Origin of the sequence: Pseudonocardia nematodicida (assembly GCF_040105385.1) — a bacterium.
Taxonomy (GTDB): Bacteria; Actinomycetota; Actinomycetes; order Mycobacteriales; family Pseudonocardiaceae; genus Pseudonocardia; species Pseudonocardia nematodicida.
This window is the reverse complement of sequence record NZ_JBEDNQ010000001.1, coordinates 736,134-748,230: the sequence shown is the minus strand read 5'-3', so window position 1 is coordinate 748,230 and position 12,097 is coordinate 736,134. Positions and strand designations below refer to the sequence as shown.

Here is a 12,097-nt window from a genome sequence, read left to right as displayed (position 1 = left end):
GGCGGCTACGCCGCCCGGTTCTCACCGGGCGGCGTAGCCCCCATCCACCAGGTGGAAACTCCCGGTGACGAATGCCGCCGCGTCCGAGGCCAGGAACGCGACCAGGTGCGCCACCTCGTCGGGGGTGCCCAGCCGGCCGAGCGCGTGCTGCGACGCGAGCTCGGCCTGCCGGTCCGCGTCGAGGTTCGCCTCCAGCAGCGGGGTCCGGATGAAGCCCGGGCCGACGGCGGTCGCCCGGACCCCGGCCGCGCCGTACTCCAGCGCGGCGTTGCGGGTCAGCCCGGCCAACGCGTGCTTGGCGGTGACGTAGGCCGACGAGCCCGCCGACCCGACCGTGCCGAGCACCGAGGCGACGGTGACCACGGCACCCCCGCCGTGCGCGGCGATTGCCGGGAGCTGGGCGCGCATCCCGTGGAAGACGCCGTCGAGGTTGACCTCGAGCACCGAGCGCCAGGACTCCAGCGGGTACTCGCCGATCGGGGCGTGTGCGCCGCCGATGCCGGCGTTGTTGACCGCGATCCGCAGTGGTCCCAGCTTCTCGGCCTCGCGCACGGCCGCCTCCGCGTCGCCGGGCACGGTGACGTCCCCGGCGAGCGGCACGGCGGTGCCGCCGGCCGCGCGGATCTCCTCGGCGACCGCGCGTGCGGCCTCCTCCCCGCGGTCGAACACCACGACCGCTGCGCCGGATCCGGCGAGCAGCAGCGCCACCGCGCGGCCGATTCCCGATCCGGCGCCGGTCACGACGGCCGACCGGTCTCCCACGTCATAGCTGGGCATGTGCTGTCGTCCCCTTTCACGACGAGGTGCCGGGCGGCCGTCACGGGACGGCCGCCCGGCACTCTCGAGTCCTTGTTAGCCCGCGGCCCCGAGCGACGGCAACCAGGTCGCCAGCTCCGGGAAGAAGATCAGCAGGATGGCGTAGGCCGCGCAGAGCGGCATGAACCAGATCGCGGCCATGAACACGTCGCCGAGGGTGATCCGCTGCCCCTGGTGGACCTCCGGGTCCTTCACGATGCCCGCGAGGATGAAGGACAGGATGCCGACCGGTGGGGTGATCGCCGCCAGCTCGCCCATGAACACCGCGAACACGCCGAACCACAGCAGCGAGATGTCGAGGGCCTGCAGGGTCGGCAGCAGGATCGGCACGGTGAGCAGCAGCAGCGGCATCGACTCCAGGAACGTGCCCAGGAAGATGTAGACGACCAGCATCAGCAGCAGGAACCCGGTCGCGCTCAGCCCGGCGCCCAGCACCCAGTCGGTGAACAGCGTCGCGACCCGGGTGACCGAGAGCAGCCGGGTCAGGATCTCCGCGCCCATCAGCAGGAAGAAGATCGTCCCGGCCGCGGTGATCGTGCCGATCGCGGCCTGGCCGATCGCGCGCAGCGGGTGGTCGCCCCACTTCTTCCAGATCGTCAGGACCAGCGCGCCGAGCGCGCCCGCGGCGCCGGCCTCGGTCGCGGTGAAGGCCCCGCTGAACATCCCGCCGATGACCACCACGACCAGGACCGGCACCGGCCACACCGCCAGCAGCGTGCGCCACCGGCCGGCCCAGTCGGTCGTCGCGCGGTCGGCGTTGCCGATCCCGCCGTCCTTACCGGCCAGCCCGGGCCGGACGAGGCTGATGGACACCAGGGTCCCGGCGCAGATCGCGCCGATGAGGATGCCCGGCACCACCCCGGCCAGCAGCTGCGGGCCGATCGGGGTCTCGGTGATGCCGGCGTAGAGCACGAGCAGGATGCTGGGCGGGATCAGCTGACCCGGGAGACCGGCGACGATCACCGAGCCCACCGCCAGCCGCTTGTGGTAGCCGGCCTTGAGCATCTCCGGGATGCCGATCCGGGCCAGCGCGTAGGTGGTGCCGGCCGTCGAGCCGCTGATGGCCGACAGGCCGGTGCCCGCGGCCGTCGTCCCGACGGCGAGACCGCCCGGCAGCCAGCCCAGCCACTGCTTGCCGGCGTCGTAGAGCTCGGTGGTGATGCCGCTGCGCCACAGCAGCAGACCCATCAGGACGAACATCGGGATGACCGAGAGCGTCCAGGCGGCGACCCGCTCGTAGGGCAGTGCGAGCAGCACGTTCTCCAGGGCGAGCGGCCCGCTGGCCGCGACCAGCCCGGCCATCGCCGGGACCGCCAGGGCGATCCCGATCGGCACCTTCATGAAGATCAGCACGAGCATGAACAGGACGGCGCAGAGGCCGATCGTCTCCCGCGCGGAGCCGGGCAAGAACATGCCGGTCCCCGCGGCGAGGAGCAGCACCACCGACACCCAGAGCGGGAGCGGGCTGCCGCGCCGCGCCGGCGGGGCCTCGCCGCGGGGGCCCGCGGACGCCGGGGCACCCGCGGGCTGCGTGGTCCGGGTCGTCGTCATTCGTCCTCCGCGTTCGCGCGGCCGCCGGCGCGCAGCCGGCGGATGAGGGTCGTCAGGGAGAACACGGTCATCAGGCCGAAGCACAGCGGGACCAGGAACGTGACCGGCCAGATGACCACCACCGACGCCCCGGCGGTGAGGCCGATCTCCATGTTGTGCCAGGCCTCCTGGGCCCCGTACCAGGCGAACGCGCCGCAGACGACCGCGACCAGGAGGTCGGTGGCGACGTCCACGATGCGGCGGGTAGCGGTGGTCATCCGGTCGTAGAGCAGGGACGCGGCCACGTGCTCGCCGCGCCGGGCGGCGGCGACGAACCCGACCAGCACGATCGCCGGGAGGTACCAGTAGGTGGTGATCTCCAGGGTCTCCGGCAGCGACTGCCCGGTGGCCCAGCGGAGCAGGGCGTTGGCCACGACGTGCCCGACCATCAGCACCAGGACGACCGCGGCCGGGATCTCGAGGAGCCGTCCGGCGAGCGGGGCCATGTGGTGCGGATCGGCGGGCCGCTCCTGCTCCTCGGCGTGCTCGCGCTGGTCGGGTGCGGTCACGACGCCGCGCCGGGCCGGTCGGCGAGCAGCACCTCGGAGTAGAGCCGCTCGATGAACGGGTCGAAGTCGATCGAGCCCGGCTGGTACTCGTCGAGGAAGGTGTCATAGCTCGGCGTGTCGCGGTAGCCCATCTCCTCGAGCACGCCTGCCCACTTCTCCTCGGCCTGCTGCACGCTCTCCACCATCGCCGCAGGGTCGGCGACCTGGTCGTTCTGCGCGGCGGTCTGCAGCACCTGCTCGTGCGCGGCCTCGACGGCGGCCTTGGCCTCGGGGTCGAGACCCGCGACCTCACCGCCGGAGTCCCGCACCTGGGTGAGCCCGTTGGTGATGTTGTCCAGCGCGCTCTCGAACGTCGCGACCAGGAACACGTCGAGCCGGTCGTACATCAGCTGCTGGGCTGCCAGCGGGAGCGAGTTCCAGACCGAGGTGCTGACACCGAAGGCGGCGCCGGAGACCTGGAAGCCGACCTCGTCGTCGATCACCATGTGCGGGGCCGCGGGGATGTAGCCCTGCAGCGAGGCGACCGTCAGGCTCGCCATCGCGCACTGCACGACCCCGCGCTCCAGGCTCTCGTAGAGCTCGGCGTAGGTCAGCGAGGTCGGCGAGCCGCCGACGGCCTCGACCTCGAGGTTCTGGGTCCGGGCGAGGGTCGCGACCGCCGCCCCGCGCAGGCCGGCGAGATCGCGCCGCGGCTCGGAGCACATCATGCCGGTCGAGCCGGAGCTGAACGCCGGGACCAGGAGCGTGATCCCCTGCGCAGCGAACTCCGAGTTGATCTCGGGCACCGTGCGCGAGGCCTCGAGGTAGGCGGCGTGGAACTGGAGCAGCCCGTCGACCGGCGTCTGCCGGCCGAGGAAGGCCATGTCCCACAGCGCCGCGTGCGCGGGGTAGCGGGCGGGCTCGCTGTTCGGGGTGACCGAGCCCAGGTCGAGGCGGCCGTCGCCGAGGGCGTCGTCGACGTCGGCCGGCTGGGCGATCGAGTTGCTGAACGCGATCTCGACGTTGATCTTTCCGCCGGACCACTCCTGGAGCGCCTCGGCGTAGGCCTCGAACCGGCGCCCGGTCGCGGCGCCCTGGGGCGCCGAGCTCTGCATCTGCAGGGTCACCGGCTCCATGTCGGCGAGGGCCTCGGCGTACTCCTCCTGGCTCGCGCCGTAGGCGACCGAGGGGCCGCCGGCGGACTGCTCTTCGGTGACCTCACCCCGGGTCGCGCAGCCGGTGACCGTCACCAGCGTTGCGGCGAGCAGCGCGAGGCCGCGTACACGTAATGATCGACCGGATGGGCGGGAGACGCGGTACTCGGGCATGACACCTCTTCATCGAAGTCCCAGGGGCAGACCGAGCCCGACGTCGTACCGTCCGGGCTCGGTGGAGATGCTTATCACTATTATGAGCAACAGGCAATGGCCGACCCCGTTGCGGAGCCCCCCTATCGCTTGCAATCATTCCCCCGTATTCGGCTGTCCGGGCGTCATCGACGACTCGCTACGGAGGTAGCTCGTGCGCGCAGCGCTGCTCACCCGATTCGACGCGCCACTGCAGGTCGCGGAGGTGAGCGTCGCCGACCCCGATCCGGACGAGGTGCTCGTCCGGACCGTGGCGTCGGGGATCTGTCACTCCGACAAGCACGCCCACTCCGGCGCCCAGCCGCTGGGCCTGCCGATGGTGCTCGGGCACGAGGCCTCCGGGATCGTCGAGCGTGTCGGCTCGGCGGTCACCTACGTGCGGCCGGGGGACCGGGTCGTCACCGCCCCGGCGGGATTCTGCGGGACGTGCACCTGGTGCCTCACCGGGGCGCTGCACCACTGCGCGGACAACGGCCGGACCCGGGCCGCCGGACGGCCGCCGCGGCTCAGTCTGGACGGCGAGCCGGTCAGCCCGTTCGTCGGGCTGGGCGGGTTCGGCGAGCAGATGCTCGTGCACCAGAGCGCGCTGTGCCGGATCCCCGAGGAGATGCCGATGGACCGGGCGGCGCTGCTCGGCTGCGCGGTGATCACCGGCTTCGGCGCGGTCCTGCACACCGCCGCGGTCCGTCCGGGCCAGGACGTCGCGGTGATCGGCTGCGGCGGTGTCGGCCTCAACGTCGTCCAGGCCGCCCGGTTCGCCGGGGCCCGCCGGGTCGTCGCCGTCGACCGGCTGCCCGCGAAGCTCGACCGGGCCCGGGACTTCGGGGCCTCGCACGTGGTGGACGCCTCGTCCACCGACGCGGTCGAGGCGATTCGCGAGCTCACCGGGGGCGGCGTGGACCACGCGTTCGAGGTGGTCGGTGCTCCGGCGACGATCGAGCAGGCGTTCGCTGCGCTGCGGCCGCGCGGCACGGCCACCATGGTCGGCGTCCCGCGCCCCGACGCCCGGGTGACGATCCCGCCGGTGGAGCTCCTCGGTGAGAAGAAGCTGCAGGGCTCGCGGCTCGGGTCCAGCCGGTTCCGGGTCGACGTCGAGCTGTACTGCCACCTCTACCTGGAGGGCCGCATGAGACTCGACGACCTGCTCTCGTCCCGTATCGGGCTGGACGGCGTGAGCGACGCGCTGCTCGGGATGGACAGCTCCGAGGGCGCCCGCACGATGATCGAGTTCCCGGCGTGACCGCCGTGACCGACCTGCGGTCGCGCCCGGAGGTCTTCGTCGGCGGACGGTGGACGCCGTCCGAGGGCGGCGAGCTCGCCGAGGTGGTGAACCCGTCCACCCTGGAGGTCGTCGGCACCGCCCGGCTCGGCTCGGTCGCCGACGTCGACCGGGCCGTCACCGCCGCCGCCGAGACGTTCGAGGCGGGCACCTGGCGGGACCGGCCCGTGGCCGAGCGGGCCACCGTCCTGCGTGGTGCCGCCGACCACCTGGAGGGTCTGGGCGCCGCCGCGGTTGACCTGCTCACCGCCGAGCTCGGCTGCCCGCGCTCGTTCGCCGAGCGCGCACACGTGCCGAACCCGATCCGGATGCTGCGCTACTACGCCGACCTGATCGAGACCACGCCGTCCGAGGAGATCCGTGACGACGGGGCGATGCGCAGCCTGGTCGTGCAGGAGCCGGTCGGGGTGGTCGGGGCGATCACCCCGTGGAACGGCCCGCTCAGCTCGCCGGTGCTCAAGGTCGGCCCGGCGCTGGCCGCCGGGTGCTCGGTCGTGGTCAAACCACCGCCGGAGACCCCGCTCACCGGATACCTGCTCGCCGACGCCTTCGCCGCCGCCGGGCTGCCTGACGGGGTCCTCGGCGTCGTCCCCGGCGGCCGTGAGACCGGCCGGGCGCTGGTCGGGCACCCCCGGGTGGACAAGGTCGCCTTCACCGGCAGCACCGCGGCCGGCAAGCAGATCATGGCCGCCTGCGCGGAGCGGGTCGCCCGGGTGACCCTGGAGCTGGGCGGCAAGTCCGCCGCCGTCGTGCTCGACGACGCCGACCCCGCCACCGTCGCCCGCGGCGTGCTGCCGATGGCGCTGACGGTCAACGGGCAGCTGTGCATCGCCCAGAGCCGGGTGCTCGTGCCCCGGTCCCGGGAGGCGGAGTTCGTCGAGGCACTGCGCGCCGAGATGGGCGGCTACACGGTCGGCGACCCGTTCGACCCGGCGACCCGGATCGGTCCGCTGGTCAGCGCGGCGCAGCTGTCCCGGGTCGAGGGCTACGTCGAGCGAGCCGCCGGCGAGGGCGCGACGATCGTGTCCGGCGAGCGCCCCGGCGACCTGCCCGGGTACTTCGTGCCGCCCACCCTGCTGCTCGGTGCGCACAACGGGATGGGCGCGGTCCGGGAGGAGATCTTCGGCCCGGTGATCGCGGTGGTGCCCTACGACGGCGTCGAGGAGGCCGTCGCGATCGCGAACGACTCGCCGTACGGGTTGTCCGGGTCGGTATGGACGTCCGACGAGGACCGCGGGCTCGCCGTGGCCCGCCGGATCCGGGTCGGGATGATCAGCGTCAACGGCGCGCCGCAGGCGTTCGGGACGCCGTTCGGCGGGATGAAGCAGTCCGGGATCGGCCGCGAGATGGGCCCGGAGGGGCTCGCGTCCTACCGGGAACCGAAGTCGATCGCGCTGGGGCCGGTCCGATGAGCGCCGGTCGGCAGTCCAGCGCCGGTCCGGACCACGACGTCCTCGTGATCGGCGCCGGTTTCGCCGGTCTCTATGCGCTGCACCGGCTCCGCACCGACGGGTGGCGGGTCCGCGTCCTGGAGCGCGGCGACGGGATCGGCGGGACCTGGTTCTGGAACCGCTACCCGGGCGCGCGGTGCGACGTCGAGAGCATGGACTACTCCTACTCGTTCTCGCCCGAGCTCGAGCAGGACTGGCAGTGGACCGAGCGCTACCCCGCCCAGCCCGAGATCCTCGCCTACCTGCAGCACGTCGCGGAGCGGTTCGACCTGCTGCGCGACATCGAGCTCGGCACCGAGGTCACCGCGGCCGAGTTCGACGACCACGCCGCGCTCTGGCGGGTCACCACCGCCGCCGGGGCGACCGTCACCGCCCGGTACGTCGTGATGGCCGGTGGCAACCTCTCGGCCCCGCGCGACCCCGACATCCCCGGACTGGACACCTTCGCCGGGCGGGTCCTGCACACCGCGCGCTGGCCGCACGAGGAGCCCGACCTCGCCGGCGCCCGGGTCGGGGTGATCGGCACCGGGTCCTCGGGGACCCAGGCCGTGCCGGTCCTGGCCGAGCGCGCCGCGCACCTGACCGTCTTCCAGCGGACCGCGAACTTCAGCCTCCCGGCCCACAACCAGCCGCTCGACCCGGAGGTGGCGGCCGAGCTCAAGGCCCGCTACCGCGACCACCGCGAGCAGGTCCGCTACAGCCGCAACGGCCAGCTGCGCGCCTGGGGCGAGCGGTCCGCGCTGGAGGTCACGCCCGAGGAGCGGGACAAGGAGTACGAGGCCCGCTGGCAGGTCGGCGGGGGCGGGTTCATCGGCGCGTTCCGCGACCTGCTGGCCGACGAGCGGGCCAATGACACCGCCGCCGACTTCGTCCGCGGCAAGATCCGCGAGATCGTGCACGACCCGGCGGTCGCCGAGCGGCTCGTCCCGTCCGGCTTCCCGATCGGCGCCAAGCGGGTCACCGTCGACACCGGGTACTACGCGACCTACAACCGGCCAGGGGTCGAGCTCGTCGACGTTCGCGCCGACCCGATCGAGGCGATCCACCCCGGCGGGATCCGGACCGCGTCCGGGGACGACCACCCGCTGGACGTGCTCGTGCTGGCGACCGGGTTCGACGCGATGACCGGGGCCGTCCTGGCGATCGACGTCCGGGGCCGCGACGGGCTGGCGCTGGGGGAGAAGTGGGCGGCCGGCCCGCGGACCTACCTGGGCCTGCTCACCGCCGGATTCCCCAACCTGTTCCTGATCACCGGGCCCGGCAGCCCGTCGGTGCTGAGCAACATGGTCGTCTCGATCGAGCAGCACGTCGACTGGGTCGCCGACCTGCTCGGCGCGCTGGGCGAACGCGGGCACGACGAGGTCGAGGCGCGGCCCGACGCCGAGGACCGGTGGGTCGCCCACGTCAACGAGCTCTCGGAGTCCACCCTGTTCCCGCGGGGGAACAGCTGGTACCTGGGCGCCAACGTCCCCGGCAAGCCACGGGTGTTCATGCCCTACGTCGGCGGGGTGGGCACCTACCGGCGGCACTGCGAGGACGTCGCCGCGCAGGGCTACCCCGGCCTGACCACCCGCGACCCGGCGGCGCGGTGACGAGCCCGGCGGAGGACCGGATCGCCCGGCTGGAGGCCCGGCTCGAGATCGAGGAACTGGTCTCCCGCTACGCCCTCGCGGCCGACGACCGGGACCTCGGCGCGCTGGTCGCCTGCTACACCCGTGACGGGGTCTTCGACTCCCTGGGCGGTCCGGTCCGCGGCCACGACGCGCTGCGCCGGACCTACCGGCAGCGGTTCGCCGCCTTCGGGCCCACGCTGCACACGCCGCACCGGGTGGTCCTCGACGAGCTCGGTCCCGAGGACGCCGCGGGCCGGGTCAGCGGGCACTCCGAGATCGTCACCGAGGACGGCCTGTTCGTGGTGGCCCACCGCTACACCGACCGCTACCGGCGCGAGGACGGAGCGTGGCGGTTCGCCGCCCGGGTGAGCCGGATCGTCTACGCCATGCCGCTGGCCGAGCTCCTGACGGTCACGCCGGGCGAACCACGGGCGCGGTGGCCGCGGCTCGCCCCGGCGGACGCCGATCTCCCGGAGTCGCTGCCGTCCTGGGTGGAGTTCCACCGGGCCCCGCCGGAAGGCTGATCGCGCCACCGTCCCGCGACGGCGGGAGACGTCGCATACCGGAGGAGTCGGGCATTCCCGATCCACGTGGTGGACATCTCTTGTCATCATTGCAACGATCAGAGTGATCGACGGTCGAGGAGGACCACATGAGCGAGCTCGGAACCCGGCGTCGCAGTGGGACGACGGTCGCCGTGATCTGCTGTATCGCGGTGGTGTTCGACGGGTACGACCTGTCGGTCTTCGCGACGACGATCCCGGCCCTGCTCGAGTACCAGCCGTGGGGGCTCGACGCCGCGCGGACGGGCCTGATCGCCAGCTACGCGTTCATGGGCATGCTGGTGGGCACGCTGATCTGCGGGGTCGCCACCGACCTGCTGGGTCGCCGCAAGATGCTGATGTTCAGCATCACCTGGTTCTCGGTGTTCATGCTCGCCTGCGCGGCCGCCCCCACTCCGGAGCTGTTCGGGCTGTTCCGGTTCCTGTGCGGGATCGGGCTGGGCGGCCTGCTGCCCACCGCGCTCGCGCTGACCGTGGAGTTCGCGCCGCGCGAGCGCCGGAACCTGTTCAACGCCCTGGTCAGCTCCGGGTTCTCGGTCGGCACCATCGCGGCCGCACTGCTCGCGCTGGTCCTGCTCGAGCCGTTCGGGTTCCGGGTCATGTTCGCGCTCGGTGCCGTCGCGATGGTCGTGCTGCTGCCGGTCGCCTACGTCGTGCTGCCCGAGTCCGTCGGGTTCCTCGCCGCGAAGGGCCGGATGGACGAGGCCCGGGCCGTGGCGGCACGCTACGGGCTCCCCGAACCCGTCGACACCTCCGGCGACGACCGGTCGCAGGTGCGGCTGCGCGACCTCGGCCGCCGGCCACTGCTGGCGATGGCGACGGTGTTCGCGCTGACCACGCTGATCGGCCAGCTGTTCATCTACGGCCTGAACACCTGGCTTCCGCAGATCATGCGGACCGCCGGTTACCCGCTCGGTTCCGCGCTGAGCTTCCTCGCCACCATGAGCGTCGGGGCGATCGTGGGCGCCACCGTGATGTCCTGGTTCGCCGACCGGGTCGGGCCGCGCCGGGTCGCGTTCTGCGGGTTCGGCATCGGCGTGGTCGCGCTCGTCGTGATGAGCCTCGCCCCGCCCACCGTGGTGCTCTACGCCGCGGTGTTCCTGGCCGGCGTCGGCGCCAACGGCACCTCGGTCATCCTCAACGGCTTCGTCGCCATCTGGTTCCCGGCCGCGGTGCGTGCCACCGCGATGGGGTCGATCATGACGGTCGCCCGCCTCGGCGGGATCGTCGGTCCGATCCTGGGCGGGTTCGTCCTCGCCGCCGGGCTGCCGGTCGCCTGGAGCTTCTACGTCTTCGTCGTGCCGGCACTGATCGGCATGTGCCTGGTCCTGGCGCTGCCCAGGCGTCACCTCGACGGCCGGGGGCTCGCCGAGCCGGAACGGTCGTCGGCGGCGACGACCTCGGTCTGAAGGGCCGCCTGGCCGGCCGTGTGTCTCAGAGGTCGAGCACCAGTCGCCGCACGCTCTCCACGAGGTCCGTGCGGGCCGCCGCAACCGTGGCGGAGGCCGCGCTGAACCGCAGGAAGCCGTGGCAGAGCGCGGGGTGGTCGGTGACCGTCACCGTCCCGCCGCCCGTCCGCACCCGGTCGGCGAAGGCGATCCCCTCGTCGTGCAGCGGGTCGTGACCGGCGAGGACGAGCAGGACCGGGGGGAGCGCGCCGAGATCGGCCCGTTCGAGCGGCATCTCGCCGGGCGGGAGCAGGTCACCACCGGCGTGCCGCCAGAACCAGTCCATCGCCGCCCGCCCGATCGGGAACGCATCGCCCATCGAGTCGTAGGACGGCCACCGGCCGGGCCGGTCGAGCACGGGATAGACGAGGACCAGGGCGTCGGCGCCGCCCCGTGCCGCAGCGGCGACGGCGAGATGCCCGCCCGCGCTGTCGCCTCCGGTGCAGATCGCCGTGCCGGGCCACATCCTGCGGCACCACGCGAGCCCCCGGGCGACGTCGTCGGCTCCCGCCGGTAGCGGATGCTCGGGCGCGAGCCGGTAGTCGACGCTCACCACCCGCACGTCGGCGTGTGCGGCCAGGAACCGGCAGATCTCGTCGCTGTACTCCAGGTCCCCGGTCACCCAGCCGCCGCCATGCGCCCACGCCAGCGTCGCGCGGGAACGTGCACCCTCGTAGATCCGCACCGGGACGCCGTCCGCGGTCGTGTCCCGCACCTCGACCGGCGGTCCGGCGGCACAGAGGCGGTCACCGGCGCTGACCCGCTCACGGACGGCGGCCGGGGGTAGCTCCACCATCGGTGCCACCGCTGCGCCGAGGGCGGCCCGCCGCAACGCGTCGAGCTCCGCGTCGAGGCCGACCGGTTCGGTCCTCGCCACGGCAGACCGCCCATCGTGATCGACGTCGTCGTCCCGCACGCGCGCTGCCTCCTCGGTTTCTTCAGACCGTCCGGGAAATCCTTATGATGATTCCCTGCGGTGTCAAGATCGCCGGCGGTCCGCGATCACATCACCCCTGGCGCACTCCCGGCGCCGTCGCCGAAGCACTCGTAGGGCGAGTAGCCGAACTCGCGGTGGCTGTTGCGGTGCCTCGTCCATCTCGAACACCCACAACGGTGCAGGGCGGAGCAGCCGGCCAGAACGTGCTCGTGCACGTCGACCATCCGGACCGCTCGTGTTGCGGATCCCCCGGGTGGAGTCGTCGGGCACGCAGGGCACGGTCACCGCGGCGTCGACGAAGGCTGCGTCGCTGCGGCGTCCGCGGTGGGTGGCGGTCGTCGCCGCACAGGCGCCGCCCGCCCGGCTGCTGCGGATGGTGCGTCCCACCACTCACCGCGGCGGGACGACGCGCCCGCGCCACCGGGCGCCGCACCGAGTCCGTCCGTCCCGCTTTCGGGCCCCTCCGGCGTGATGTGCGCTTTCGAGGGGTAACCGACACCTGTGTCCACCATCACCCATCGCGATCCGCTGCGCGTGGAGGCCTC

General features: G+C 73.1%; 10 protein-coding genes. 5 read left to right on the top strand and 5 right to left on the bottom strand.

The window, feature by feature from the left end:
- Window positions 1-21 precede the first annotated feature (21 nt).
- The 4 genes from WIS52_RS03445 to dctP all read right to left on the bottom strand — a co-directional run bounded on the left by WIS52_RS03445 (window position 22) and on the right by dctP (window position 4,222).
- Entirely contained in the window at window positions 22-777 is a 756-nt protein-coding gene (locus tag WIS52_RS03445) for an SDR family NAD(P)-dependent oxidoreductase (RefSeq protein ID WP_349296589.1), read from the bottom strand.
- Window positions 778-852: 75 nt separating this feature from the next.
- Complete coding sequence (locus WIS52_RS03440) at window positions 853-2,367, bottom strand: TRAP transporter large permease (protein ID WP_349296588.1); 1,515 nt, start codon at window positions 2,365-2,367, stop codon at window positions 853-855.
- Window positions 2,364-2,915 (bottom strand): TRAP transporter small permease, encoded by a 552-nt coding sequence (locus WIS52_RS03435; protein WP_349296587.1) that lies wholly within the window; start codon window positions 2,913-2,915, stop codon window positions 2,364-2,366. The genes WIS52_RS03440 and WIS52_RS03435 overlap by 4 nt, the downstream gene beginning before the upstream one ends.
- Window positions 2,912-4,222 (bottom strand): TRAP transporter substrate-binding protein DctP, encoded by a 1,311-nt coding sequence (gene dctP / locus WIS52_RS03430; RefSeq protein WP_349296586.1) that lies wholly within the window; start codon window positions 4,220-4,222, stop codon window positions 2,912-2,914. Before dctP ends, WIS52_RS03435 begins: the two co-directional genes overlap by 4 nt.
- Before the next feature lie 193 nt (window positions 4,223-4,415).
- Between dctP and WIS52_RS03425 the strand changes: the two genes are divergently transcribed.
- From WIS52_RS03425 to WIS52_RS03405, 5 genes are all read left to right on the top strand, one after another.
- Window positions 4,416-5,501 (top strand): Zn-dependent alcohol dehydrogenase, encoded by a 1,086-nt coding sequence (locus WIS52_RS03425; protein WP_349296585.1) that lies wholly within the window; start codon window positions 4,416-4,418, stop codon window positions 5,499-5,501.
- A complete protein-coding gene (locus WIS52_RS03420) occupies window positions 5,498-6,952 on the top strand; it encodes an aldehyde dehydrogenase (RefSeq protein ID WP_349296584.1) in 1,455 nt (484 codons plus the stop codon). The genes WIS52_RS03425 and WIS52_RS03420 overlap by 4 nt, the downstream gene beginning before the upstream one ends.
- Window positions 6,949-8,583, top strand: coding sequence for a flavin-containing monooxygenase (locus WIS52_RS03415; protein WP_349296583.1), 1,635 nt, complete (start codon window positions 6,949-6,951; stop codon window positions 8,581-8,583). The genes WIS52_RS03420 and WIS52_RS03415 overlap by 4 nt, the downstream gene beginning before the upstream one ends.
- The gene (locus WIS52_RS03410) at window positions 8,580-9,128 is read left to right on the top strand and encodes a nuclear transport factor 2 family protein (RefSeq protein WP_349296582.1); all 549 of its coding nucleotides are present in this window, start codon (window positions 8,580-8,582) and stop codon (window positions 9,126-9,128) included. Before WIS52_RS03415 ends, WIS52_RS03410 begins: the two co-directional genes overlap by 4 nt.
- A gap of 128 nt (window positions 9,129-9,256) precedes the next feature.
- Window positions 9,257-10,576 carry an MFS transporter gene (locus WIS52_RS03405; RefSeq protein ID WP_349296581.1) on the top strand — a complete coding sequence of 440 codons (1,320 nt, stop codon included), beginning with the start codon at window positions 9,257-9,259 and terminating at the stop codon, window positions 10,574-10,576.
- A 25-nt stretch (window positions 10,577-10,601) separates the two neighbouring features.
- On the opposite strand, the gene WIS52_RS03400 is transcribed toward WIS52_RS03405, so the two are convergent.
- Window positions 10,602-11,492: an alpha/beta hydrolase gene (locus tag WIS52_RS03400; RefSeq protein ID WP_349296580.1), complete on the bottom strand. Its 891-nt coding sequence runs from the start codon at window positions 11,490-11,492 to the stop codon at window positions 10,602-10,604.
- Window positions 11,493-12,097: the final 605 nt, after the last annotated feature.